This is a genomic window from Streptomyces sp. HUAS TT7, assembly GCF_051550175.1.
Classification (GTDB): domain Bacteria; phylum Actinomycetota; class Actinomycetes; order Streptomycetales; family Streptomycetaceae; genus Streptomyces.
Window position 1 is genome coordinate 2625323 of the sequence record NZ_CP196175.1, and the last position, 26369, is coordinate 2651691.

Here is a 26369-nt window from a genome sequence, read left to right on the forward strand (position 1 = left end):
TCGACGCAACCCCCTGCCGGGTCCGCGCATTCCTTTCTAACGTCCTGGGCCATGACGACTTCGATCACCGTTCAGCAGACCGCCCGCCCCGACGGGCTCCCCACCCCGGCCGACTTCGAGCTGGTCCGGGCCCAGATCCCCGACCCCGCCCCCGGCACCGCCCTCGTCGAGAACCTCTACCTCTCGGTGGACCCGTATCACCGCGAGGTGATGGACGAGGGCCCGCTGGGCACCCCGCTGGAGGGCCGCGCGCTCGGCCGGGTGCTCGCCTCGCGCGATCCCGGCCTCGCGGAGGGCGACCTCGTCTTCCACCGTGAGGGCTGGCGCACCCACGCCCCGGTGACCCTGGGCGTCGACGGGGTCCGCAAGATCAAGGCGTACGACGGTGTCCCGCTCTCCGCCCACCTCGGCATCCTCGGCGGCACCGGGCTGACCGCCTATGTGGCGCTCACCCGGACCCTGAGCCTCAAGCCCGGCGAGGACCTGTTCGTCACGGCGGCTGCCGGGGGCGTCGGCACAGCCGCCGGACGCATCGCCCGGCTGCTCGGCGCGGGCCGCGTCATCGGCAGCGCCGGGTCGGCGGAAAAGGTCGACTACCTTACGGGGACGGTCGGTTACGACGCCGCCTTCGACTACCACGAGGGCCCGGTCGGCGAGCTGCTCGCCAAGGCCGCCCCGGACGGGGTGGACGCGGTCGTCGAGAACGTGGGCGGCACCCACCTGGAGGGCGCGATCGCGGGCCTGCGCGACCACGGCCGGATCGCCTGGGTGGGCGCGGTGGCCCAGTACAACACCCTCGCCGAGCCGCCCGCGGCTCCCCGCAACCTCTACGACGTGGTCGGCAAGAACCTGCGCCTGGAGGGCGTCCTGGTCCGCAACCACCGTGACGCACAAGGCGAGTTGGAGGACTTCCTCGTCCCGCACCTGCGGTCCGGGCGGGTTGCGTCGGACGAGACGGTGGTGGACGGGTTCGACGGAATCCTGGACGGGTTCATCGGGATGCTGGGCGGGTCCAACACGGGAAAGCTCCTCATCCACGTAACCGACTGAACGCGCACCCTGCGTGGACGCCCCCCTGTGCACGGCACCCCCTGAGCCTGGCACCCCTGCACACGACATCCCGACCTAGATTGCATTCCTACCTAGGTGGTGGTGGAATACAGGCATGGCCGCAGACCGCAGATCCAGCTGGCTCAAGGGTGTCCTTGACCTCCTCGTCCTGTCCTGTCTCACCGGGGGTGAGAGCTACGGGTACGAGATCTCCAAGGCACTCACCGCCGCCGGGCTCGGCGAGATCAAGGGCGGGACGCTCTATCCCGTACTCAACCGCCTGGAGGAAGCCGGCCTCGCCGTCGGCGAGTTCCGGGCCGCCGAGCGCGGGCCGGGGCGCCGCTACTACCGGCTGACCGAGGACGGCCGCCGGGCGCTCGCCGAACAGGGCGCTTCCTGGCGGGAGTTCCACTCGGCCGTCACCACCATGCTCACCAGCACCGTTCCAGGGGGACCAGCGTGAACACCGAATACTTCGCCGAGCTCGGCCGGCTGCTCGCGGCACGCGGGATGCCGGAGCAGGAGGTGTCGGCGACCGTCGCCGACCTGACCGGCTACCTCGCGGAGTCCGGATCGGCCGACGCCCGCGAGGAGTTCGGGGCGCCGGACGTCTTCGCCGACCGGCTCACCCAGGGACGTACCGCCGAGCGGCCCGAGGCCGAGGCCGGGGCCGAGACCTGGAAGTGGACCGCCGACATCTACACCGACCGGCTGCTCCTCAACCAGTACGGGGCCGAGGGCTGGGAGGTCGAGGAGATCGACTTCGTCGGCCGCTTCGTGTGCCGCCGGCCGGACGCGGCGATGCGCTGGGAGTACCGCCGCGAGACCGCGCACGGCGCGAAGGGGCGCGAGGCACTGCTCGCCGATCTTGAGCCGGACGGCTGGGAGCCGTGCGGCCGCTGGCTGCACATGACGTACTTCAAGCGCCCGGCCGCCGCCAGCGCGGGCCCGGCCGCCGAACTCGCCGCGACCCCGGCGCAGCCCACGCGGCATGTGTTCTTCAGCGCCAAGTCCCGGGCTCTGGTCGCCATGTCCGTCATCTCGATGGTGTTGCTGGTGCTCGGCTACAGCTTCGGCCTGATCGACCTGAGCCGGCCCGGCGTCTACCTCGGCATGCTGGGCGCGGTCCCCGTGGGCGTGCTGCTCGCCTGGTTTGGGGTGAAGCGGGACGTGGCCAAGGGCATCGAGAGCCGCTGACGACCCGGGGCCGGCGAAGGGAGGCACCCCCTTGTCGGCCATGTGACCCTTCATCGGACCTTAAGAAATCCCACCGTTGACCGAGTGTTCATAAATCTCTCCCTGTAGAGGTCTGGCTTCAGACCATTGGCTGGCGCCACTCTTGCGCTCGATGTGCCGCTGGGGCACATGCGACCGAAGAGGCGGGCGGATGACACCGATCAGTCGTAGAGGATTCGTGGCACTCGGTGCGGGCGTGGCGGCCGGTGCCGTGCTGCCCTCGGGGGCGGCCGAGGCCGTCGGTACGGCGGTCACGAGCACGGCGGCCGCCTCGGCGACCGGCACCATCAAGGACGTCAGGCACGTGGTGATCCTGATGCAGGAGAACCGCAGCTTCGACCACTACTTCGGCCGTCTCAAGGGCGTCCGGGGCTTCGGCGACAAGAGCGGCATCCTGCTCGCGGGCGGACAGCCCGTCTTCAACCAGCCGAACGGGACCGGGCGCCAGTACCCGTGGAAGCTCAGCTCGACCCCGGCCTCGGGCGGCGCCGACGGCGAGACCCTCGCCCAGTGCAACGGCGACCTCCCGCACAGCTGGACCTCGCAGCACGCCGCGTGGAACAAGGGCCGGATGGACAGCTGGGTCTCGGGCGTCGGCAACGTGCGCTCGCTCGGCTACCTCGACCGGGGCGACATCCCGTTCCACTACGCGCTGGCCGACAACTACACGATCTGCGACGCGTACTTCAGCGCGACGCTCAGCGCCACCGGGCCGAACCGCACCTTCCTGTGGAGCGGCAAGGTCGACGGCTCCAGCTACGACGGCGGCGACGAGTCGGGCCTGACCTGGGAGACGTACGCCGAGGCCCTCCAGCGCGCCGGGGTCAGCTGGAAGGTGTACCAGAACGCCAACGACAACTACGGCGACAACGGGCTCGCATACTTCTCCAAGTTCACCTCCGCGCCCGCCGGCGACCCGCTGCACGATCGCGGCATGGGCTCCGTGCCGGCGGCCACCGGCTCCACCCCCGACGACATCGCCGCCGCGATCAAGGCGGACGCGCTCGCCGGGACGCTCCCCCAGGTGTCCTGGGTGGTCGCCAACCAGGCCTTCTCCGAGCACCCGTACGCCCCGCCCGGCGACGGCGCGCACTTCGTCGACCTGGTCTACCGGGCGCTCGCCGCGGCCCCCGACGTCTTCGACTCGACCGTCCTGTTCCTCAACTACGACGAGAACGACGGCTTCTTCGACCACGTGCCCCCGCCGTCGCCGCCCGCCGGCACCGCGGGCGAGTTCCTGAACGGCATCCCGTACGGTCTCGGCTTCCGGGTGCCGATGCTCGTCATGTCGCCCTGGACGCGCGGGGGTTGGGTCTCCTCCGAGGTCTTCGACCACACCTCGGTGCTGCGCTTCATGGAGAAGTGGACGGCCGCCCTCGGCACCCCGGCCACCTGCCCGAACATCAGCGCCTGGCGCCGCAAGGTCACCGGTGACCTGACGGGCGTATTCGACTTCTCCTCGCCGGTGTACGGCATGCCGTCCGGGCTCCCGGCCACCAAGGTGATCGGCATCAGTACGTGCGGCCCGCTGCCCAATCCCGCGCCGCAGAACAACGCGCTGCCCACCCAGGAGTCCGGCACCCGCCCGGCACGCGCGCTGCCGTACCAGCCGAACGGCAACCTCGACCGGTTCGAGTTCCAGACCGGCGGGCAGATCCTCGCCTGGTTCTCCATGGCCAACCAGGGCTCCCCCGCCACCAGCGCCGCGCACTTCTCCCTGCACCCGAACGCCTACCGCGACACCACGCCGTGGCAGTACACGGTCGACCCGGGCGGCACGGCCACCGACTTCTTCCAGATCGGTACGGGTGCGGGCGCGGGCAAGTACGACTTCACCATGGTCGGCCCGAACCGCTTCCAGCGCCGCTTCGTCGGCGATGCGACGAAGGCGGGCAAGTCCATCGAGGCGGCGTCGCGCTACGCGGTGGAGACCGGCACGGGCAAGATGGCGGTGTGGTTCAAGATGACCAACTCCTCCGCCGCTGCGGTGAAGTTCACGATCACCTCGAACCAGTACCGGACCGGCACGTGGACGTACAACGTCCCGGCGGGCGGCTCCACCGAGGACTTCTTCAACGCGGTGGCCTACCAGAACGGCTGGTACGACTTCACGATCACGGCCGACTCGGACTCGACGTGGTCACGCCGCTACATGGGGCACATCGAGACGGGGGCGGCTTCGGTCAGCGGGTGACGTTCGCGGTGCGGGCTCGCGGGTGGCGGTCGGCGAGCCGCGCGACCGGCCACAGCCGGCCCGCACCCAAAATTCCGCACCCCGGCAGAGCGCTAGAGCACGTCCCCATCCCTCCAGTCGAAGGTCAACGGGTGCCTGGCAGACGGGACTTGACCCCACATATACGTGCTGCCCTCCTCGCCCGGAAGCCGCACCACCCCCTCCGGCGCGAGCACCTCGATGGGCCCCTCCCACGCCTGCCAGCCCCGCGCCCGGTACAGCGGGGCGCCCGCCTCGCTCGCCGACAGCGCCCCGAAGGCGTAGGCACCCTCGATCACTCGCTCCAGGTCCGCCATGACCAGCCCGCCGAGCCCGCGCCGCCGCAGATCCGCGCGGACGGCGACGGCTTCGACGTACCCGATGCGGTACGAGCGTCCGGCGTGCAGCACCCGCCGCATGACGACGCTGCCGTGAGCCGCGAGTTCGCCGTCGTGGTGGACGAGGGAGTGCAGGCCGCCGAGCCCGTGGTCCCAGTCCTCGTCGCTGAAGTCCCCGTCGAAGGCGGCGTCGAGAAGGGCGCGGATCCCGGCGAGTCGGGCGGGGCCCAACTCACAAGTGTGCACAGTGCGTCGCATCACATCCATGCACCCCATCCTCCCAGGCCCCATCCACTGCCCTTTTCAGGTCACCTACGGGAAAAGGCCCTTGGACCAGACCACACCCCACCGCCAGACTCCCCCCATGCCCACACCTACCGAGCACCACTGGACCCCGATCCACGGCGAGCCGTACCGGCCCGTCCCCTACCGGCCGGCCCGGATGGCCAGCACCGAGACCCTGGCGCGAGCCGCCGGGTTGCGCGAGCGCATGGACGAGCGCCGCACCGTGCGCCGCTTCTCGCCCGACCCGATTCCCGAGCAGGCCGTCCGCGACGCGGTCGCCTGCGCCGCGACCGCACCCTCCGGCGCGCACCAGCAGCCGTGGACGTTCGTCCTGGTCAAGGACGCGGACGTACGGCGCCGCATCCGTGAGGCGGCCGAGGAGGAGGAGCGGATCTCCTACGACGGGCGGCTCGGCGAGGAGTGGCTCGCGGCGCTGCGGCCGATCGGCACGGACGCGGTGAAGACCCACCTCACCGATGCCCCGGTCCTGCTCGTCGTCTTCCAGCAGCGCTACTGGCTGGCCGAGGACGGCACCAAGCACAAGCACTACTACGTCGACGAGTCGGTCGGCATCGCGGTGGGCATGCTGCTCTCCGCCCTCCACCAGTCCGGCCTCGCGGCCCTCGTACACACGCCGAGCCCGATGCGCTTCCTGTCCGAGGTCCTGGAACGGCCGGCGAACGAGAAGGCGTTCGCCGTCATCCCGGTCGGCTATCCCGCCGACGACTGCGAAGTACCCGACCTGGTCCGCAAGTCCCTCGACCAGGTCCTGATCGAGGTCTGAGCGCCCGGCCGGCCGCCATGGAAACCGCCCCCGTCCTCGGTTGGGGGACCAAGGACGGGGGCGGGGTTCGGTGCGACTACGGGGTCAGCCCATGTGGGGGTACGTGTAGTCGGTCGGCGGGACCAGCGTCTCCTTGATGGCGCGGGTCAGCGTCCAGCGCATCAGGTTCTGCGGGGCGCCCGCCTTGTCGTTGGTGCCGGAGGCACGGCCGCCGCCGAAGGGCTGCTGGCCGACGACGGCGCCGGTCGACTTGTCGTTGATGTAGAAGTTGCCCGCCGCGTAGCGGAGCTTCTCCATCGTGTGGGCGGCCGCGGCACGGTCGTTGGAGATGACGGCGCCGGTCAGGGCGTAGTCGGAGGCCGACTCCATCTGCTCCAGCATCTCGTCGTACTTGGCGTCGTCGTAGACGTGGATCGCCAGGATCGGGCCGAAGTACTCGGTCGTGAAGACCTCGTTCGCCGGGTCGGTGCACTCGATGACGGTCGGGCGGACGAAGTAGCCCACCGAGTCGTCGTAGGTGCCGCCCGCGACGATCGTGCAGGAGGCATCCGCCTTCGCGCGGTCGATCGCGGCCTTGTTCTTGGCGAACGAGCGCTCGTCGATGACGGCGCCGATGAAGTTCGACAGGTCGGTGACGTCACCCATGGAGATGCCGTCGACCTCGGCCGCGAACTCCTCCTTGAAGCCGTCGTTCCAGATCGAGGCCGGGATGTACGCACGCGAGGACGCGGAGCACTTCTGGCCCTGGAACTCGAAGGAGCCGCGGGTCAGCGCGGTCTTCAGGACGGCGCGGTCGGCGCTGGGGTGCGCGACGACGAAGTCCTTGCCGCCGGTCTCGCCGACCAGGCGCGGGTAGGTGCGGTACTTCTCGATGTTCGTGCCGACGGTCTTCCACAGGTGCTGGAAGGTCTTGGTCGAACCCGTGAAGTGGATGCCCGCCAGGTCGCGGTGGTTGAGGGCGACCTCGGAGACGGCCAGGCCGTCACCGGTGACGAGGTTGATGACGCCCTTGGGCAGGCCCGCCTCCTCCAGGAGCTCCATGAGCAGCACGGCGGCGTGGGTCTGCGTCGGGGACGGCTTCCACACGACGACGTTGCCCATCAGGGCCGGGGCGGTCGGCAGGTTGCCCGCGATGGCCGTGAAGTTGAACGGCGTGATCGCGTAGACGAAGCCTTCGAGCGGGCGGTGGTCCATGCGGTTCCACACGCCCGGGGAGTTCGCCGGGGGCTGCTCGGCGAGCAGGTTGCGGGCGTAGTGGACGTTGAAGCGCCAGAAGTCGACGAGCTCGCACGGGGTGTCGATCTCGGCCTGCTGGGCGGTCTTCGACTGGCCGAGCATCGTGGAGGCGGCCAGCGTCTCGCGCCAGGGGCCGGCCAGCAGCTCGGCGGCGCGCAGGATGATCGCGGCGCGGTCGTCGAAGGACATCGCGCGCCAGGCCGGGGCGGCGGCGAGCGCGGCGTCGACCGCGTCCTGGGCGTCCTGCTCGGTGGCGTTGGCGTAGGTGCCGAGGAGGGCGCGGTGGTTGTGCGGCTGCACGACGTCGAAGCGCTGGCCACCGCCCATCCGCTTCTCACCGTTGATGGTCATCGGCAGGTCGACGGGGTTCTCCGCCAGTTCCTTGAGCTTGGCTTCCAGACGGGCGCGCTCCGGGGAACCAGGGGCGTAGCCGTGCACCGGCTCGTTGACCGGGGCGGGGACCTGGGTCACAGCGTCCATGGGTCCTTGACTCCTTTATGAGGGGTGTTCGGGCGATGGGAGGCACGGGGCCTGTCCGAAATCTAGTTCTTGGTGATCATCGAGCGGACGAAGAACAGCAGGTTGGCCGGCTTCTCCGCGAGGCGCCGCATGAAGTATCCGTACCAGTCGGTGCCGTACGCCGTGTAGACGCGCATCCGGTGGCCCTCGGCGGCGAGCCGCAGGTGCTCCTCGCTGCGGATCCCGTACAGCATCTGGAACTCGTACTCGTCCAGCTTGCGCCCTGCGCGCCGGGCGAGCTCCTGGCCGATGGCTATCAGGCGCGGGTCGTGGGACCCGATCATCGGGTAGCCCTCGCCCTCCATGAGGATCTTCAGGATGCGGACGTACGCCTTGTCGATCTCGCTCTTGTCCTGGTAGGCGACCTCGGCGGGCTCCTTGTAGGCGCCCTTCACGATGCGTACGCGGCTGCCGTTCGCGGCGAGGCGGCGGGCGTCGGCCTCGGTGCGGAAGAGATAGGCCTGGATGACGCAGCCGGTCTGCGGGAAGTCCTTCCGCAGCTCCTCGTGGATGGCGAACATCGAGTCGAGGGTGGTGTGGTCCTCGGCGTCCAGGGTGACCGTGGTGCCGATCGCGGCGGCGGCCTCGACGACCGGGCGCACATTGGCGAGCGCCAGCTCGTGGCCGCCGTCCAGGGCCTGGCCGAACATGGAGAGCTTCACCGACATCTCGGCCTTGGTGCCGTGGCCGAGGGCCCCCAGGCGCTCGATGAGTTCGAGGTAGGCGTCGCGGGCGTGGGTGGCCTGCTCGGGGGTGGTGATGTCCTCGCCGACCACGTCGAGGGTGAGCTCCAGGCCCTTGCCGACGGTCTCCTCGACGATCGGGACGACCTGGTCGACGGTCTCGCCGGGGATGAACCGGTTCACCACGGGCTTGGTCACCGGGGCGGCCGAAACAAGCTTGCGCATCTTGTCGCTGCGCGACGCGGCGAGGATCACGGGACCCAGCACGGGGCACCTCCACGGAAAGAACTAGACGAGGGCCGCGACCGGGACCGGAGGGACGATGGACGCCTTCCGGACGTACCGGTATCGGCACGGAGAACCACCGTGAAACCTAAGGATCTCCCCGATCCTCTGCCATCGACAGCTGTCACGCATCCGTGGCCCAGATCTCATACACATGTCTGAAGCGCCTTCCGGGATGAGCGAGAATGGCTCTTGTGAAGGGCGACTACCAGGATCTGGTCGATGAAATCTCGGCGCTGCTCGGCGCCCCCGCGACGCTGGAGAACCGGGATTTCGGGCTGATCGCCTTCGGTGCGCACGACTCGGACGACGATCTCGCGATGGACCCGGTCCGCACCCGTTCGATCCTGACCAGGAAGTCGACGCCCGCCGTCCGCGCCTGGTTCGAGGGCTTCGGCATCACCCGCGCCACCAGCCCCGTCCGCATCCCGGCGGCCCCCGACGCGGGGGTCTTCCGCAGCCGCATCTGTCTTCCGGTACGCCACCGGGGCGTCGCCCTCGGGTACGTCTGGCTGCTCGACGCCGAGCCGGGGCCGGCCGAGGACAAGCTGGCAGCGGCGATGGAGGTGGCCATCAGGATCGGGGTGCTGCTCGCGGACGAGGCGCAGGCCGGCGCCGACCTCTCGCGCGAGTTCCGGGCGGCGCTCACCGCGGAGCGCGGCTGGCAGCGCGACACGGCGACGGCCGCGTTGCAGGCGGCGCTCGGCCCGGACGCGGAGGGCCTGCACGCGCTGGTGTGCGTGGCCCCGTGGCCGAGCGAGGACGCCCCTTCGGCCCGGACGGTGCCGGGGGCCGCGGCGGTGTGCACGGTGCCGTGGCCGTCCTTGGGCGCGAGCGGGGCGCTGGGTCTTGCCGCCCTGGTGCGGCTGCGGTCGGCGGACGCGCTCGCGCCGGCCAGGACCGCGGCTGAGCGGCTGCGCGGGGATGCCGGGAACGGTGCGGCGGCGGGGGTGGCGGTGGCCCGCCGCGGTCTCGCCGAGCTCGCTCTCGCCCACAACGAGGCAACCTCCGCCGTGCGTGCGGCACTTGCGGAACCCCGGCTCGGCCCGGTCGCCCAGTGGTCGGACATCGGCCCGTACCGCACGCTGACCGCCCTGCCCGCCGTACGGGACCAGGATCCCGCGGTACGGGCCCTGTTGACCCCGGCCCACCGCGAACTAGCCCGCACCGCCGAGGTGTTCCTCGACCACGCGGGCCAGGCGGGGCGCGCGGCGGCGGCCCTGGGCATCCACCGCCAGACGCTGTACTACCGCCTGTCCCGCGTCGAGCACCTCACCGGCCTGGACCTGGACCAGGGCGAGGACCGGCTACTGCTCCACATGGCACTGAAGGCGGCACGACTGTGACACTCAACTGCCTTACGGGCAAAAGGATTTGACGTTCAGCTCCCGCCTTCGTCCCCGTCCAGCCCCATCATGATCTTCAGGCCCTCGGTCAGGTCCTTCGCCGAGGGGGCCGTCTCCGGGTCGACCATCCACTGGACCATCACCCCGGCGAGGAGCGCCTGGTAGAAGGTGCCGGCGAGCCGCGCCCGCTCCGGGTCGGCGTTCTCGTCGATACCGAGGAAGCCCTCCGCGAGGCCCTTGCGCCCCTCCAACTGCGGCTCGGCGAGGGCTTTTTGGAGCTCCGGATCACTGTCGATCCGGGAGACGATCTCCATCTGGAGCTTCCAGACCGGGCGGCTCTGCTCGTACGAGTCGATGACGCCCGCCCAGCCCCGCTCGAAGCGTTCCAGCGGGGGCAGGTCCCCGATCGCGGCGCCCTTCTCCCGGCTCGCGGCGACCGCGTCGCCCCACTCCTCGGTGAGCTTCAGGAAGGCCAGGTTGAGCAGGGCCTCCTTGGAGCCGTAGTGGTAGCCGATGGAGGCCAGGTTGGTGCCGGACTCGGCGACGATGTCGCGGGCGGTGGTGCGGGCGTAGCCCTTTTCCAGCAGGCAGCGCTTGGCGCCTTCGAGCAGATCCTCACGGTGTCCCATGACAGCAGCGTACCCGGTTCACAGACATCCGTCTAAGACAAGCGTCTAAGTCGGACTCTGCGGACCGGGTACGGGGCCGCCGGACCGGAGCGATCAGTCGGTCAGGTTCACCGAGCGGGCCGAGTTGGCGCCGATCTCCTCGGCGACCTCGGTCAGCACGTTCTGCGGGATGGTGTCGTCCACGGTCAGCACGGCGAGCGCGTCGCCGCCCTCCTCCGCGCGGGAGACCTGCATGCCGGCGATGTTGAGCCCGGCCTCGCCGAGCACCCGGCCGACGGCGCCGACGACGCCCGGACGGTCCTCGTAACGCAGCACGATCATGTGGTCCGCGAGCGCCAGGTCCACGTCGAACTCGCCGATCGCGACGACCTTCTGGAGGTGCTTGGGGCCGGCCAGGGTGCCGGAGACCGAGACCTCCTCGCCGTCCGACAGGGTGCCGCGCACCGTCACCACATTGCGGTGGTTGGGCGACTCGCTGGACGTCGTGAGGCGCACCTCGACGCCGCGCTCCTGCGCGAACAGGGGCGCGTTGACGTAGGAGACCGTCTCGTCCACCACGTCCTCGAACACACCCTTGAGCGCGCTGAGTTCGAGCACCTTGACGTCGTGCTGGGTGAGCTCGCCGTACACCTCGACGTCGAGGCGGACCGCGACCTCGCCCGCGAGCGCGGTGAAGATGCGGCCGAGGCGCTCGGCGAGCGGCAGGCCCGGCTTGACGTCCTCGGCGATCACGCCGCCCTGGACGTTGACCGCGTCCGGCACGAGCTCGCCGGCCAGCGCGAGGCGTACGGACTTGGCGACGGCGATGCCGGCCTTCTCCTGGGCCTCGTCGGTGGAGGCGCCCAGGTGCGGGGTGCAGACGACCTGGTCGAGCTCGAACAGCGGGGAGTCCGTGCAGGGCTCCTTCGCGTACACGTCCAGACCGGCGCCCGCGACACGGCCCTCCTTGAGGGCGGAGTACAGCGCGGCCTCGTCCACGATGCCGCCGCGCGCCGCGTTCACGATCCGCACGTGCGGCTGCACCTTGTGCAGCGCCTCGTCGCCGATCAGGCCGAGCGTCTCGGGGGTCTTGGGCAGGTGCACGGTGATGAAGTCGGAGGCTTCGAGCAGCTCGTCGAGGCTGAGGAGCTTGACGCCCATCTGGGCGGCGCGGGCGGGCTGCACATAGGGGTCGTACGCGACGATCTTCATGCCGAAGGCCGACATCCGCTGGGCGACCAGGACGCCGATGCGGCCGAGGCCGACGACGCCGAGGGTCTTCTCGCTCAGCTCGACGCCGGTGTACTTGTTCCGCTTCCACTCGCCGTTCTTGAGCGCGGTGTTGGCCTGCGGGATGTTGCGCGCGGTGGCGACGAGGAGGCCGCAGGCGAGCTCGGCGGCGGTGACGATGTTGGAGGTCGGCGCGTTCACGACCATCACGCCGGCTTTGGTGGCGGCCGAGACGTCGACGTTGTCGAGGCCGACTCCGGCGCGGGCGACGACCTTCAGCTTCTTGGCGGCGGCGATCGCCTCGGCGTCGACCTTGGTGGCCGAGCGGATCAGGATCGCGTCGACACCGGCGATGGCGGGCAGCAGTTCCGCGCGGTCGGCTCCGTTGCAGTGCCGGATCTCGAAGTCCGGCCCGAGGGCGTCGACGGTGGCGGGCGACAGCTCTTCAGCGATGAGTACGACAGGTTTGTGGGTAGTCGCAGTGCTCACGTGGGTCCTCACTGAATCCTTTGCGGACGGCCGTCCCGACGGCCGCAGGCGGTGGAGGGGCTAGCCGCGTGGAAGACGCACGACGCTGTGGGCCTGACGCGTTTGTGTTGCTGAGCAGTGTAGTGCTGCTCCCCCGGGGGTTTTCCGCCGCGAAGGCAGGATCACCCGATGGGGGTTGGACTGGTTGTCCATGGTCGTGCGGCAGCCAGCGGGGCCGGGCACCGATACTGTGCCCGACCCCGCTGACATCAGGCTTACGCCTCGTCGTTCTGCACCCAGCTCATGAGCTTGCGCAGCTCCTTGCCGGTGGTCTCCAGGAGGTGCTCGGAGTCCTGGGTCTTGTACTCGTTGTACTTCTTCAGACCGCCGTGGTACTCGTCCATCCAGTTCTTGGCGAACGTGCCGTCCTGGATCTCGGCGAGGACCTTCTTCATCTCGGCCTTGGTGTCGGCGGTGATGATGCGGGGGCCGGTGACGTAGTCGCCCCACTCGGCGGTCTCCGAGATCGACCAGCGCATCTTCTCCAGGCCGCCCTCGTACATGAGGTCCACGATCAGCTTCAGCTCGTGGAGGCACTCGAAGTACGCGATCTCCGGCTGGTAGCCGGCCTCGGTCAGCGTCTCGAAACCGGCCTTGACCAGCGCGGCCGTGCCACCGCAGAGGACGGCCTGCTCGCCGAACAGGTCGGTCTCGGTCTCCTCGGTGAACGTCGTCTTGATGACGCCGGCACGGGTGCCGCCGATGCCCTTCGCGTACGACAGGGCAAGCGCCAGGCCGTTGCCCTGGGGGTCCTGCTCGACGGCCACGATGCACGGAACGCCGCGGCCCTCTTCATACTGACGGCGCACCAGGTGGCCGGGGCCCTTCGGGGCGACCATCGCGACGGTCACGTCGGCCGGGGGCTTGATGAAGCCGAAGCGGATGTTCAGGCCATGGCCGAAGAACAGCGCGTCGCCGTCCTTCAGGTTGTCCTTGACGGACTCCTCGTAGACCTGGGCCTGGATCGGGTCCGGGACCAGGATCATGATGACGTCGGCCTCGGCCGCCGCCTCGGACGGCGTCACCACGCGCAGGCCCTGCTCCTCGGCCTTCGCCTTGGACTTGGAGCCCTCGTGCAGACCGACGCGGACGTCGACACCCGAGTCACGGAGCGACAGCGCGTGGGCGTGGCCCTGGCTGCCGTAACCGATCACCGCGACCTTGCGGCCCTGGATGATGGACAGGTCGGCATCGTCGTCGTAGAACAGCTCGGCCACTGGGATATCTCCTTGGTGTGCTGGTGTTGCGTCCACCGTATCGGTGGGGGTGAGTAAGGAAGGGGTGAGTCCGCGATACGGGCGGGTCAGGCCCGTATCGTCAGGCCTCAGGCGCTGCGGTCCAGGGCGCGCAGCGAGCGGTCCGTGATGGACCGGGCACCACGCCCTATGGCGATCGTGCCGGACTGGACGAGTTCCTTGATGCCGAACTGCTCCAGCATCTTCAGCATCGCCTCCAGCTTGTCCGCGCCGCCGGTCGCCTCGATGGTCACGGCCTCCGGGGAGACGTCGACGGTCTTGGCGCGGAACAGCTGGACGATCTCGACGATCTGGGAGCGCGTTTCGTTGTCGGCACGCACCTTCACCAGGACGAGCTCGCGCTGGATCGCAGCGCCGGGCTCAAGTTCGACGATCTTCAGGACGTTGACGAGCTTGTTGAGCTGCTTGGTCACCTGCTCCAGGGGCAGGTCCTCGACATTGACCACGATCGTGATGCGGGAGATGTCGGGGTGTTCGGTGACACCGACCGCGAGCGAGTCGATGTTGAAGCCGCGGCGGGAGAACAGGGCGGCGATCCGGGCGAGGATGCCGGGGGTGTTCTCGACCAGGACCGAGAGCGTGTGCTTGGTGGACATGAGCCTCTTACCTCTTCCTACAGCTCTCAGTCGTCTTCGTTGTCGCCGAAGTCGGGGCGGACTCCGCGGGCGGCCATGACCTCGTCGTTGGAGGTCCCGGCGGCGACCATCGGCCACACCTGGGCGTCCTCGTGGACGATGAAGTCGATCACGACCGGGCGGTCGTTGATCGAGTTGGCTTCCTGGATCGCCTTGTCCAGGTCCTCGGGGCGCTCGCAGCGGATCGCGTAACAGCCCATCGCCTCCGACAGCTTGACGAAGTCGGGGACGCGGGTGCCGCCGCTGGGCCGGCCCTCCTCGGCGATGCCGTCCTCCGGTCCGGAGTGCAGGACCGTGTTGGAGTAGCGCTGGTTGTAGAACAGCGTCTGCCACTGGCGGACCATGCCGAGGGCGCCGTTGTTGATGATGGCGACCTTGATCGGGATGTTGTTCAGGGCACAGGTCGTCAGTTCCTGATTGGTCATCTGGAAGCAGCCGTCGCCGTCGATCGCCCAGACCATGCGGTCGGGCTGCCCGGCCTTGGCGCCCATCGCGGCCGGGACCGCGTAGCCCATGGTTCCGGCGCCGCCCGAGTTCAGCCAGGTGGCGGGCAGTTCGTAGTTCACGAAGTGCGCGGCCCACATCTGGTGCTGGCCGACACCGGCAGCGTAGATGGTGTCCGCGTCCGCGAGCTCGCCGATGCGCTGGATGACGCGCTGCGGGGACAGCGTGCCGTCGTTCGGCTCGTCGTAGCCCAGCGGGTACGTCTCGCGCCAGCGGTTGAGGTCCTTCCACCAGGCGGTGTAGTCGCCCTTGTGGCCCTCGGAGTACTCGGCCTGGACGGCCTGGACCAGGTCGGCGATGACCTCGCGGGCGTCCCCGACGATCGGGACGTCGACCTCGCGGTTCTTGCCGATCTCGGCCGGGTCGATGTCCGCGTGGATGACCTTGGCGAACGGCGCGAAGCTGTCCAGCTTGCCGGTGACGCGGTCGTCGAAGCGGGTGCCGAGCGCGATGAGCAGGTCCGACTTCTGCAGAGCGGTGACGGCGGTGACCGCACCGTGCATGCCGGGCATTCCCACGTGCAGCGGGTGGCTGTCGGGGAAGGCGCCGAGCGCCATCAGGGTGGTGGTGACGGGCGCTCCGGTGAGCTCCGCGAGGACCTTCAGCTCGGCGGTCGCGCCGGCCTTCAGGACGCCGCCGCCGACGTACAGGACCGGGCGCTTGGCCGCCACGATCAGCTTGGCGGCCTCGCGGATCTGCTTCGCGTGCGGCTTGGTGACCGGCCGGTAGCCCGGCAGATCGGTCGTGGGCGGCCACGCGAACGTGGTCTGCGCCTGCAGCGCGTCCTTGGCGATGTCGACCAGGACCGGGCCCGGGCGGCCGGTCGAGGCGATGTGGAACGCCTCGGCGATCGTGCGCGGGATGTCCTCGGCCTTGGTGACCAGGAAGTTGTGCTTGGTGATCGGCATCGTGATACCGACGATGTCCGCCTCCTGGAAGGCGTCCGTGCCGATCGCCTTGGAAGAGACCTGGCCGGTGATCGCGACCAGCGGCACCGAGTCCATGTGCGCGTCCGCGATCGGGGTGACCAGGTTGGTGGCGCCGGGACCCGACGTCGCCATGCACACACCGACCTTGCCGGTGGCCTGGGCATACCCGGTGGCCGCGTGGCCCGCGCCCTGCTCGTGGCGGACCAGGACGTGACGGACCCGGGTGGAGTCCATCATCGGGTCGTACGCCGGGAGGATGGCACCGCCCGGAATCCCGAACACCACCTCCGCCCCGACTTCCTCAAGAGAACGGATGAGGGACTTCGCGCCCGTGACGTGCTCAACGGTCGCGGACTGGTGTCCGCCGTTACGGGGCCGCGGCTGCGGATGGTGGGCCCCGGTGGCCTGCTCGGTCATCGGCATTCTCTTCTCGAAGCTGAGGGTTTTTGCGGTGGTTTAGTCGAGATCGCGGTAGTGCTTGAGGGGTGCCAGTGCAACAAAAAACCCCTCGTGCCGTGAGGCAAGCGAGGGGAGCGCGTCGGGTGCGGTCTGCGGAGCCTGCTGGGGGCTCCGCTTCAGCCGACGCGCTTTCCAAGTACGAGAATTCGGGTGCGCATGGCACTGACCCTCCCCCCGGCGCGCAGGTGGTGTCAAGTAGGTGGGACGGGCGTCTCATTATTTGAGCTCAGCAGGGGCCGGCTCCGGCCACTGAGCACGGGGAGCGCGGCCCCGCCGGGCACCGGGTATTCACCGCGCACCAGGGCGCGCCGCAGCCGGTACTCGTCGAGGGGCCCGGAGAACGCCATGCCCTGCCCATGCGTACACCCCATGGCGCGCAGCGCCAAGACCTGTTCGGGTACGTCCACGCCGTCGGCCACCGACTGCATGCCGAGATCGCAGGCGATCCGGAGCAGCCCCGCGGTGATCTTGTGGAGCCGGGCCGATTCGACGACGCCCTCGACGAGTCCCCTGTCCAGTTTCAGCAGGTCGATGGGGAGCCGGCGCAGCGCGTTGATCGCCGCGTAGCCGCTGCCGAACCCGTCGAGCGCGATCCGTACGCCGAGTCTGCGCAGGCCCACCAGGCGTCGCTCCAGCTCGTCGAAGGAGATCCTGGGGTCGCTGTCGGCAAGCTCGATGATCAGGGCGCCCGAGGGCAGCCCGTGCCTGGTCAGGAGGGCTTCGAGGGAGCCGAGCGGCATCGACTTGTCGAGCAGGCGGCGGGCCGAGAGGCGTACCGAGACGGGTGCGTCGTGGCCTGCCCGCATCCGGTCGGCGGCGAGCTCCACGGCCTCTTCGAGCAGCCAGCGGCCGAGCTCGGCGGCGCGCTCGCTCTCGTCGGCGACCCGTAGGAATTCGGCCGGGGTGAACAGGATGCCCTGGGCTGATCTCCAGCGGGCCTGGGCGGCGACCGCGGAGACCTCGCCGGTGGTGAGATCGACGACGGGCTGGTGCAGAACCGCGAATTCGCCCTCGTTCAGCGCGGTACGCAGCCGGGCCGCGAGCTCCGACTTGCGGACGACCTCGGCCTGCATCTGCGGGGCGTACAGCTCGACCCGGTTCTTGCCGCCCTTCTTGGCCCGGTACATCGCGAGGTCGGCGTTGCGCAGCAGCTCCCCCGCGCCGACGCCGGGCTCGGCGAAGGCGACGCCGATGGAGGCGGCGACCCGGACATCGTTGCCGTCGATCTGGTAGGGCTGCGAGAGGGTGAGGCGCAGTCTGTCGGCGATCTCCCTGACGTGGTACTCGCGGGCCGAGCGGTCGCGGGTGCCGTCGCCCAGGATGAGGGCTGCGAACTCGTCGCCGCCGAGCCGGGCCGCGGTGTCGCCGGCCCGAACCGAGTCCTGGAGTCTGCGGGCGGCCTGGATGAGGAGTTCGTCGCCGGCCTGGTGGCCGATGGTGTCGTTGACCTGCTTGAAGCCGTCGAGGTCGATGAAGAGCACGGCGGTGCCGGGGTCGGAGTTGCGCCGCCCGCCGAGCGCCTTGCGCACCCGCTTGGTGAACAGGGCGCGGTTGGGCAGGTCGGTGAGCGGGTCGTGCTCGGCGTTGTGCTCCAACTGCGCCTGCAGGCGCACCCGTTCGGTCACGTCGCGGCTGTTGAGAATGAGCCCGCCCTGGTGGCGGTTGACGGTCGACTCCACGTTGAGCCACTCGCCGGTCCCCGACCTGAAGCGGCATTCGATCCGCGTCGTGGGCTCCTCGGCGGGCGGCGCCGCCAGAAACCGGCGCACCTCGTGCACCACCCGGCCCAGATCCTCGGGGTGGATGAGCGAGGCCAGCTCGGAGCCCACGAGCTCCTCCGCGTCCCGCCCGTAGACGCCCGCCGCGGCGGGGCTGACGTACCGCAGCATTCCGGTGGGGGCGGCGATCATGATGACGTCGCTGGAGCCCTGCACCAGGGAGCGGAAGTGGTTCTCCTTCTGGGCCAGTTCATGGGTGAGCGCGATGTTGTCGAGCAGCATGATCCCCTGGCGGACCACCAGGGCGAGCACGACGGTGCAGCCGGTGAAGACGACCGTCCGGTCGACCCGGTGCCCTTCGATGACGTTGTAGAGGATGCCGAGGGTGCACACGGCGGCCGCCAGGTACGGCGTGAGCGCGGCCAGCGAGCTGGCGAGCGGCCGCGTCACCGGCAGGGCGTTCGAGCGCACGCGGCCGGCCGCGGGGCGGGCGCCCTGCGGGGCGGCCATCGGCAGCCGGGGCTGCGGGGCGGACGTCCTGCGGGCGCCCCACGGGGCGTACGCGAGCAGCAGGGAGCCGGCGAACCAGCCGGCGTCCAGGAGCTGCCCGGAGCGGTAGTGCTCGCGCAGCAGCGGCGAGGTGAACAGGGCGTCGCACAGCACGGTCAGGGCGAGCGCCGCGATCGCGGTGTTCACCGCGGACCGGTTGGCGGACGAGCGCCGGAAGTGCAGCGCGAGCACCATGCTGACCAGGACGATGTCGAGCAGCGGATAGGCGAGCGTGAGGGTGGCGTGGGCGACGCCCTCGCCTTCGCCCTCGTGGGCCGTGCGCGCGAGCGCGAGGCTCCAGGACAGGGTGAGCAGGGAGCCGCCGATGAGCCAGGAGTCCAGCGCTAGGCAGACCCAGCCCGCCTTGGTGACGGGGCGTTTGGCGAGCACGAGCAGGCCCACGATGGCGGGCGGCGCGAAGCAGAGGAAGAAGAAGTCGGCGGGCGAGGGAGTGGGCACGCCGCGCTGGAGCACCACCTCGTACCAGCCCCAGACGCCGTTGCCGCAGGCGGCCATGGCGGAGGAGAAGGAGAAGAGGAGCCAGGCCGGCCGAAAGCTGTTCTCGCCCTCCGTCGCGCCGCTCCGCGCGTAGCGGAAGCAGGAGACCGCAGCGATCAGGGCCGCGCTGGAGAGGCCGAAGTCGCCCATGATCAGGGCGAGTTCCTCGGAACCCCAGCCCAGGAATGCGCCGGTGGCATATCCGGCGCAGACCACTGCGAGCACCAGCTGGGAGACCATGCCGGCCCCGCCGCCTCCGGCCATGGGCGGCCGGGTCAGAACCGCTCCGGGGGCGCTCATCGGACGGCTCCTCGCCACCGGGCCCGCCTCGGCGTACCGGCCGGCCGGGGCCAAGAGCCGGTATCGCCGCGCCATGAGCCGTGCTCCTGGGCGCCGTTCCTCGTTGTGCCGTTTGCCGCCGCGCCGTTCGTCGCCTCGGCGCTCGCCGCTCCACCGCGGTGCGTTGTTGCGCGATGCGCGCGGCGGGGTTGCCGCAGGCGGCTCCACCACGTCGGATCGTTCGTCCATTGGCCGTGCATCGCCCGTCGCCCCCCTCGCAGTGATCGCTCCCCCGCGCCGTAGACGCACGGCGCCGGCCCCCGGTCGGGACGATACACCAGTCTCGTCACTCAGGGACATAGCCCTTATACGCTCAGTGACAGTCTGGAGTCATGTGGGCACCCGGTGCACCTGAACGGCTGCGGAGAGTTACTGATCCGTCGTCAGAACGACGTTGGCGAGCGGTTCTTGGGCTACGAAGCGGGCGACCTGAGCGGCGAGCAGGCGCTTGGCCCGGGGCAGGAATGCGGAGCTCGAACCGCCCACATGCGGGCTGATGAGGACATTCGGTGCATGCCACAGCGGGTGTCCCTTGGGCAACGGTTCGGGATCGGTGACATCCAGTGCCGCGTGGATGTGCCCCGACTCCAATTCGGCAAGGAGCGCCTTGGTGTCCACCACGGGTCCGCGCGAGACGTTCACCAGGAGCGCACCGTCCTTGAGGCGGGCCAGGAACTCGGCGTCCACCAGGCCCGACGTCTCCTCGGTCAGCGGCGTGGAGACGATGACGACGTCCGCTTCCGGGAGCAGCGCGGGCAGATCTGTCAATGCGTGCACTTCACCGCGCCCCGTTGTGCGCCATGAGCGCGCGACGCGCGCCACCCGCGCGCACTCAAAGGGCGCGAGCCGGTCCTCGATGGCGGCCCCGATCGACCCGTACCCCACGATCAGAACGGACTTGTCGGCCAGCGCGGGATAGAACCCGGCCCGCCATTCCTGCCTCTCCTGCCCCCGGACGAAACCGGGAATCCCGCGCAGCGAGGCGAGCACGAGGGCGAGGGTCAGCTCGGCCGTGGACGCCTCGTGGACACCGCGTGCGTTGCACAGGCGCACACCGGGCGGCAGCAGGCCGACGCCGGGCTGTACGTGGTCGATGCCGGCGGTCAGCGTCTGCACGACCCGGACGCCGGTCATGGCGGCGAGCGGGCGGATCGCGATCTCGGACGGCTTCATGTACGGGACCACGTAGAAGGCGCAGTCGGCGGGGTCGGCCGGAAAGTCGGCGCCGCCGTCCCAGAACCGGTAGTCGAGGGAGGCGGGCAGGCCCGGGACGTCGGCCGGGTCGAAGGGGATCCATACGTCTGCGGTCATGGTCAGGAGGCTATGCGAAGGGCTCCGGGGGCCAGAGGTTAGTTTGGGGAGCGACGAGGGAGGGATCCGGCCAGGTGGAGCGCAGGACAATCGGGGCGGGGGCCCTGCGGGCGGGTGCGATCGGACTCGGCTGCATGCCGATGAGCTGGGGCTACACCCGCTCGCAGCAGGACCTGGAGCGCTCGCTGCGGGCGGTTCACGCAGCCCTCGACACCGGCTCGAACCTCCTTGACACCGCCGACATGTACGGCCCGTTCACCAACGAGCTGCTCATCGGGCGGGTCCTGAAGGAGCGGCGGGACGAGGCGTTCGTCGCCACCAAGTGCGGGCTGCTCGTGGGCGTCGACCAGCACGTGGTCGCCAACGGCCGCCCCGGGTACGTGCGCCGGGCCTGCGACGCCTCGCTGCGTCGCCTCCAGACCGACGTCATCGACCTCTATCTGCTGCACCGCGCCGACCCGGAGGTCCCCGTCGAGGAGACCTGGGGGGCGATGGCGGAGCTGGTGACGGCGGGGAAGGTACGGGCCCTCGGGCTCAGCGCCATGGGTGCGCGGGCGGTGCGCCGGACCGCGCCGGTGGCCGGGGTGCACGGGCTCCACGTGGGCCGGTACGAGGAGACGGTGCGGCTGCTCGACCGGGTCCAGCAGGTGTTCCCGGTCGCGGCCGTGCAGGCGGAGCTGTCCTTCTGGTCGCGGGAGGCGCTGGACACGCTGCTGCCGTGGTGCACGACGCGGGGCGTCGGCCTCCTCGCCGCGATGCCGCTCGGCAACGGGTTCCTGACGGGCACGCTCACCCCGGGCCAGGGGTTCGAGCCCGACGACATCCGGGCCCGCCACCCCCGCTTCACGGCGGAGATGATGGCGGCGAACCAGCCCGTGGTGGCGGGCCTGCGCCGGGTCGCCGCGCGGCACGGGGCGACTCCGGGGCAGGTGGCGCTGGCCTGGCTGCTGCGGCTCGGGCACCAGGTGATACCCGTGCCGGGCGCCAAGCGGGAGGAGTGGGTGCGCGAGAACGCCCGGGCGGCGGGCCTCGCCCTGACCCCGCGGGACCTGGCGGAACTGGCCGCGCTGCCGCTGGCGCGGGACTGAGCGACCGGCTCGCGGACCCCGCCCCTGGGCCACCCGGGCGCCTGCGGTGGGGAGTTGGAGCGCCCGGCCGGGGCCGCCGCCCGCAGAATGAACCCAGCGCATCGACCCCGGCGAAGGGAACCCCAACCGTGCGACGAACCACCGTGGCCACCGCCCTGGCCGCAGCCGCGCTCGTGCTCGCGGCGGGCTGCTCCTCCCCGGACGCGGGGCCGCAGGGCCGGGGCGCCCCGTCCGGCCCCAAGGCGTCCCCGTCGGCGACGCCGCACGCCCAACTCCCGCCCGCCAACGGCTCGGTGAAGGTCGCCAGGACCGTCACGGAGGATCTGAAGTCGCCCTGGGGCATCGCGCCGCTGCCCGAGGGCGGGCTCCTCGTGGGCTCCCGTGACGACGGCTCGGTCGTACTCGTCGACGCCCAGACCGGCAGGAAGACCGCCGTGGGCAGCGTGCCCGGCGTCGATCACCAGGGCGAGGGCGGACTGCTAGGGCTCGCCCTGTCGCCCTCGTACGCCTCGGACCATCTCCTCTACGCGTACTTCACCACCGAGTCCGACAACCGCATCGCCCGGATGATCTACGACCCGCAGCGGCCTGCGGGCCAGCAGCTGGGGGCGCCGGACACCATCTTGCGCGGCATCCCCAAGGGCAACAACCACAACGGCGGGCGGATCGCGTTCGGCCCTGACCGGATGCTGTACGCGGGGACCGGTGAGACGGGCGAGCGGGGGCTCGCGCAGGACAAGAAGTCGCTCGGCGGGAAGATCCTGCGGATGACGCCCGACGGGCAGCCCGCGTACGGCAATCCGGAGGCGGACTCGCTCGTCTACTCCTACGGGCACCGCAATGTGCAGGGCCTGGCCTGGGACGGCGAGAACCGGCTGTGGGCCTCGGAGTTCGGGCAGGACACCTGGGACGAGCTCAACCTCGTCGAGCCCGGCAAGAACTACGGCTGGCCCGTGGTCGAGGGCAAGGGGAACAAGCCGGGGTACGTCGATCCCGTCGTCCAGTGGAAGACGTCGGAGGCCTCACCGAGCGGGATCGCGTTCGCGGCCGGCTCCGTGTGGATCGCCTCGCTCAAGGGCGAGCGGCTGTGGCGCGTCCCGCTGGACGGCACCAAGCCGCTCGCCGACCCCGAGGCCTTCCTGACCGGCCAGTACGGGCGGCTGCGCACCGTCCTGCCGGCCGGGAGCGGCGGCAAGCTCTGGCTGCTCACGAACAACACCGATTCGCGCGGCAAGCCGAAGCCGGGCGACGACCGCATTCTGGAGCTGGACGTCACCTAGCCGTCGCCATCACCTGGGCATCGACGTCACATGGGGGCTCGACATCACGTAGGCGTCAAGGCGTCGGGCTGATCGACTCCGGGAACAGGTTGAGGCGGTGGGCCAGGGCCGCCGCCTCGCCCCGGCCCGAAACCCCCAGCTTGGCAAGGATGTTGGAGACGTGCACGCTCGCCGTCTTCGGGGATATGTAGAGCTCCTCGGCGATCTGGCGGTTGCTGTGGCCGGCCGCGACCAGGCGCAGGACGTCCTGTTCGCGGCTGGTCAGGCCGAGTGCCTCCGCCGGCTCCGCCCGCTCATCGGGCTCCCCGGGGTCCGGGGCGGTCAGCGACATGCGGGCCCGGCGGGCGAGGAGTTCCAGCTGTTCGCGCAGGGGACGGGTGCCCAGGCGTACGGACTCGGCGTGGGCCTGGCGGAGCAGCGAGGCTATGGTCTCGCGGTCGCCGCCCTCGGCGAGGAGGGCCGCGGCCCAGCGGTGGCAGACCAGGGCCAGGCAGTGGGGCCGTTCGAGGGGCCTAAGGGCTTGGGCGGCCGCTTCCCAGGCGGCGGCCCGGTCGCGGTCCTCGGCGCGGTCCAGTTCGGCGGCGACGACCAGGGCCAGCGCCTCGCACACGGGGACGCCGGTCGGGAGCCGTTTGGCCGCGGTACGGATCAGGTCGAGGGCGGCGGCCCGGCCGGGCTCGGCTGAGGGGAGGCCGCGCATGTCGGCCTCCATGGCGGCGGCCGCGGCGAGCAGGGGCCAGGCGTAGCGCTGGGTGCCGGGCGGGAAGCCCGGTTCGACGACGCGGGCCAGCTCGTCGCGGGCTTCGTCGATGCGGCCCTGGGCGGCCGCGATGCCCAGCGCGATCCTGGCGAGCGGGATGGCGTGCTGGGCCATCGGGTCGTACTTGCCGAAGGCCGCGTGGGCCTCTGCGAGGGAGGCCGCCGCGCGATCCGGCTCGCCCCGGAGCAGGGCGAGATCGGCGCGGCGCATGAGGGCGTTGCCGAGCGGCTTGGTGCTCACCGCGATCCGCTGGACCCGCTCGACGCAGTCGGCGGTCTCCTCCCAGCGGCCGAGGTTGAACAGGGACTCGGCGCGGTTGGCCTGCACCCAGGCCTCGTTGTCGAGGAGGCCGTACTTCTCGGCGAGGCGGACCCCGTCGTCGGCCAGGCGCACGGCGTCCGCCGAGCGGCCGACGGCTTCCAGGCCGGAGCAGAGGTTCACATGGCCGCGGGTCGCCTCGCCGACGAGGCCCAGCTCCAGCGAGCGGTCGATCACCGTACGCATCGTGGCGAGGCCTTCCTCGACCGAGCCGGAGTCGAGCAGGAGGCTGCCGAGGGTGAGCTTGACGTTGAGCTCGATCTCCTCCGTCTTCACCAACCGGGCGTATTCCACGGCCTGTTCGGCCGCGGCGAGCGACTCGGCGCCGGGCTTGTGGAGCATGCTCCAGCCGGCCGCGGTGGCGAGGACCTCGGCGTGCACGGCGGACGGCGCGAGCCCGCGCACCAGCTCCTGGGCGGTGGTGATCTCGGCCCAGCCGTCGCCGCGGCCCAGGTTCTGCATCAGGCGGGAGAGCTGGATCCAGAACCAGGCGGCGCGCAGCGGGTCGCCCGCGGCGGGCTGGTCGCTTTCGGCCTCGATGAGCCGGAGCGCCTTCTTGGCGAGCTTCAGGGCGCGTTCGCGCTCGCCGCACAGCCGGGCCGCCTCGACGGATTCGGCGAGCAGGTCGAGGTAGCGCAGCGACGCCGGGGTCTCGGGGGCGCAGCCGCAGGCCGGGTAGGAGCCCGCGTGGTCCAGGGGCCGGAGCCCGGCGCGGATCTCCTGCGGGACGGCGTCCCACAGCTCCATCGCCCTCGACAGGAGCTTGAGTTGCTCGGAGTAGGCGTGCCGGCGGCGGGCCTCGACGGCGGCGTCGAGCACCACGGGCAGCGCCTTGGCGGCGTCGTGCGCGTGGTACCAGTAGGTGGCGAGCCGGGTGGTCCGCTCGTCGGGCCGCACCAGCGAGGGGTCGGCCTCCAGGGCTTCGGCGTAGCGGCGGTTGAGGCGCGAGCACTCGCCGGGCAGCAGGTCGTCGCTGACGGCCTCGCGGACCAGGGAGTGGCGGAAGCGGTAGCCGTCGCCGTCCCACGCGGGCAGCAGGATGTTCGCGCCGACGGCGGCGCGCAGGGCCTCGATGAGCTTGTCCTCGGGGAGCCGGGCGACCGCCGCGAGCAGCGGGTACTCGACGGTGGAGCCGCCCTCGGCGGCGATCCGCACCACCCGCTGGGCGTCCTCCGGCAGGCCTTCGACGCGGACCAGCAGGAGGTCGCGCAGCGAGTCGCTGAGGTCGGGGCAGGTGCCGTCGGGGTCGCGGCCGACGACGAGTTCCTCGACGAAGAAGGCGTTGCCGTCGGAGCGCTCGAACACCTCGTCCGCCAGGCGCTGTTCGGGCTCGGCGGCGAGGATGCCGGTCAGCTGGTGGTGGACCTCGGACCGGGTGAAGCGGGGCAGTTCGATGCGCCGCACGCTGCGCAGCCGGTCGAGCTCGGCGAGCAGCGGGCGCAGGGGGTGGCGGCGGTGGATGTCGTCGGCGCGGTAGGTGGCGACGACGACGAGCCGGCCGCGCCGCAGGGTGCGGAAGAGGTAGGCGAGCAGATGGCGGGTGGAGGCGTCCGCCCAGTGCAGGTCTTCGAGGACGAGGACGACGGTGCGCTCGGTGGCGATCCGCTCCAGCATCCGTACGGTGAGCTCGAAGAGGCGGGCGGTGCCGTCCTCGCGCGAGGTGGGGCGGCCCGTCCTGGCGAGCTCGGGCAGGAGCAGGGCCAGCTCTTCCTCCTGGCCGTCGGCCGCGGCGGCGAGCTCGTCGGGCAGCCGGCGGCGCAGGGCGCGCAGCGCGGCCGAGAAGGGGGCGAAGGGCAGCCCGTCGGCGCCGACCTCGACGCAGCCGCCGATGGCGATCACCGCGCCGGCCGCGCGGGCGGCGTCGGTGAACTCCTCGACGAGCCGGCTCTTGCCGACGCCCGCCTCGCCGCCGACGAGCAGCGCCTGCGGCTCTCCCTCGGCCGTGGCGCGGGCAAGTGCTTCGTTCAATACCGCCAGTTCGCCGGCGCGGCCGACGAACACGGGGCTGACTGACCTGGTCTCCACGCTGCCGAGCATCGCACAGGCGTCTGACAACGCGGCGCCGGACGGTCCGTCCCCGGCTGGGGAGGCGGCCCCGGAGGAGGTCGGGGCCGCGGCCGGGGACGGCGTCCGGGCGGTGGTGGCGGGGCGGGCCGGGGTGGTAGTCATCGCGGGCGGCCGGGCTCAGGCGGCCCGTACGAACCGGTTCCGCGGTGAACTCACCCGCCCCTCCGGCCCGTTGTCGCCATTGCGGCGGCCGAAGCGGCGCCCGGCCCGTCGGGCCAGGCCCACCAGGCGCTCCCGGTCGGCGCGGCGCAGCAGCTCGGCCTCGTGGACCTTGTGCATCTCGTACTCGAACATCTCGGTACTCCTGGGTTGACTCGG

General features: G+C 71.0%; 20 protein-coding genes. 8 read left to right on the plus strand and 12 right to left on the minus strand.

Features of this window, described 5'->3' with window-relative positions; genetic code table 11:
* Positions 1–51: 51 nt before the first annotated feature.
* From ACSHXC_RS11630 to ACSHXC_RS11645, 4 genes are all read left to right on the plus strand, one after another.
* Positions 52–1050 carry a zinc-binding dehydrogenase gene (locus ACSHXC_RS11630; RefSeq protein WP_438291504.1) on the plus strand — a complete coding sequence of 333 codons (999 nt, stop codon included), beginning with the start codon at positions 52–54 and terminating at the stop codon, positions 1048–1050.
* Positions 1051–1165: 115 nt separating this feature from the next.
* Entirely contained in the window at positions 1166–1513 is a 348-nt protein-coding gene (locus tag ACSHXC_RS11635; RefSeq protein ID WP_438291505.1) for a PadR family transcriptional regulator, read from the plus strand.
* On the plus strand, positions 1510–2247 hold the full coding sequence (locus ACSHXC_RS11640) for a hypothetical protein (RefSeq protein WP_438291506.1): 738 nt from the start codon (positions 1510–1512) through the stop codon (positions 2245–2247). Before ACSHXC_RS11635 ends, ACSHXC_RS11640 begins: the two co-directional genes overlap by 4 nt.
* A 190-nt stretch (positions 2248–2437) precedes the next feature.
* On the plus strand, positions 2438–4480 hold the full coding sequence (locus ACSHXC_RS11645; RefSeq protein ID WP_438291507.1) for a phosphocholine-specific phospholipase C: 2043 nt from the start codon (positions 2438–2440) through the stop codon (positions 4478–4480).
* Between the two features lie 92 nt (positions 4481–4572).
* Here the strand turns inward: ACSHXC_RS11645 and ACSHXC_RS11650 are convergent, their stop codons facing one another.
* Entirely contained in the window at positions 4573–5127 is a 555-nt protein-coding gene (locus ACSHXC_RS11650) for a GNAT family N-acetyltransferase (RefSeq protein WP_438291508.1), read from the minus strand.
* Positions 5128–5200: 73 nt separating this feature from the next.
* Here ACSHXC_RS11650 and ACSHXC_RS11655 point away from each other — a divergent pair, with 73 nt between their 5' ends.
* A complete protein-coding gene (locus tag ACSHXC_RS11655) occupies positions 5201–5905 on the plus strand; it encodes a nitroreductase family protein (RefSeq protein ID WP_438291509.1) in 705 nt (234 codons plus the stop codon).
* 84 nt (positions 5906–5989) lie between these two features.
* Here the strand turns inward: ACSHXC_RS11655 and pruA are convergent, their stop codons facing one another.
* A complete protein-coding gene (pruA, locus tag ACSHXC_RS11660) occupies positions 5990–7621 on the minus strand; it encodes an L-glutamate gamma-semialdehyde dehydrogenase (RefSeq protein ID WP_438291510.1) in 1632 nt (543 codons plus the stop codon).
* 62 nt (positions 7622–7683) lie between these two features.
* Entirely contained in the window at positions 7684–8610 is a 927-nt protein-coding gene (locus ACSHXC_RS11665) for a proline dehydrogenase family protein (protein WP_438291511.1), read from the minus strand.
* A gap of 203 nt (positions 8611–8813) precedes the next feature.
* Here ACSHXC_RS11665 and ACSHXC_RS11670 point away from each other — a divergent pair, with 203 nt between their 5' ends.
* A complete protein-coding gene (locus tag ACSHXC_RS11670; RefSeq protein ID WP_438291512.1) occupies positions 8814–9974 on the plus strand; it encodes a PucR family transcriptional regulator in 1161 nt (386 codons plus the stop codon).
* Positions 9975–10009: 35 nt separating this feature from the next.
* Here ACSHXC_RS11670 and ACSHXC_RS11675 read toward each other — a convergent pair whose 3' ends face one another.
* From ACSHXC_RS11675 to ACSHXC_RS11705, 7 genes are all read right to left on the minus strand, one after another.
* Positions 10010–10603, minus strand: coding sequence for a TetR/AcrR family transcriptional regulator (locus ACSHXC_RS11675; protein WP_438291513.1), 594 nt, complete (start codon positions 10601–10603; stop codon positions 10010–10012).
* Positions 10604–10696: 93 nt separating this feature from the next.
* Positions 10697–12301 carry a phosphoglycerate dehydrogenase gene (gene serA / locus ACSHXC_RS11680; protein WP_438291514.1) on the minus strand — a complete coding sequence of 535 codons (1605 nt, stop codon included), beginning with the start codon at positions 12299–12301 and terminating at the stop codon, positions 10697–10699.
* A gap of 254 nt (positions 12302–12555) precedes the next feature.
* On the minus strand, positions 12556–13557 hold the full coding sequence (gene ilvC, locus ACSHXC_RS11685; protein ID WP_438291515.1) for a ketol-acid reductoisomerase: 1002 nt from the start codon (positions 13555–13557) through the stop codon (positions 12556–12558).
* A gap of 107 nt (positions 13558–13664) precedes the next feature.
* Positions 13665–14192 (minus strand): acetolactate synthase small subunit, encoded by a 528-nt coding sequence (gene ilvN / locus ACSHXC_RS11690; protein ID WP_053726090.1) that lies wholly within the window; start codon positions 14190–14192, stop codon positions 13665–13667.
* Positions 14193–14218: 26 nt separating this feature from the next.
* Positions 14219–16087: an acetolactate synthase large subunit gene (locus tag ACSHXC_RS11695; RefSeq protein ID WP_438291516.1), complete on the minus strand. Its 1869-nt coding sequence runs from the start codon at positions 16085–16087 to the stop codon at positions 14219–14221.
* 227 nt (positions 16088–16314) lie between these two features.
* Positions 16315–19188: a putative bifunctional diguanylate cyclase/phosphodiesterase gene (locus ACSHXC_RS11700; protein ID WP_438291517.1), complete on the minus strand. Its 2874-nt coding sequence runs from the start codon at positions 19186–19188 to the stop codon at positions 16315–16317.
* A 408-nt stretch (positions 19189–19596) separates the two neighbouring features.
* A complete protein-coding gene (locus tag ACSHXC_RS11705) occupies positions 19597–20538 on the minus strand; it encodes a 2-hydroxyacid dehydrogenase (protein WP_438291518.1) in 942 nt (313 codons plus the stop codon).
* A gap of 74 nt (positions 20539–20612) precedes the next feature.
* On the opposite strand from ACSHXC_RS11705, the gene ACSHXC_RS11710 reads away from it, so the two are divergent.
* Positions 20613–21626: an aldo/keto reductase gene (locus ACSHXC_RS11710; protein ID WP_438291519.1), complete on the plus strand. Its 1014-nt coding sequence runs from the start codon at positions 20613–20615 to the stop codon at positions 21624–21626.
* 128 nt (positions 21627–21754) lie between these two features.
* The gene (locus tag ACSHXC_RS11715) at positions 21755–22906 is read left to right on the plus strand and encodes a PQQ-dependent sugar dehydrogenase (RefSeq protein WP_438291520.1); all 1152 of its coding nucleotides are present in this window, start codon (positions 21755–21757) and stop codon (positions 22904–22906) included.
* A 55-nt stretch (positions 22907–22961) separates the two neighbouring features.
* On the opposite strand, the gene ACSHXC_RS11720 is transcribed toward ACSHXC_RS11715, so the two are convergent.
* Complete coding sequence (locus ACSHXC_RS11720) at positions 22962–26021, minus strand: helix-turn-helix transcriptional regulator (RefSeq protein ID WP_438296537.1); 3060 nt, start codon at positions 26019–26021, stop codon at positions 22962–22964.
* Between the two features lie 147 nt (positions 26022–26168).
* Positions 26169–26345 (minus strand): hypothetical protein, encoded by a 177-nt coding sequence (locus tag ACSHXC_RS11725; protein WP_438291521.1) that lies wholly within the window; start codon positions 26343–26345, stop codon positions 26169–26171.
* Positions 26346–26369: the final 24 nt, after the last annotated feature.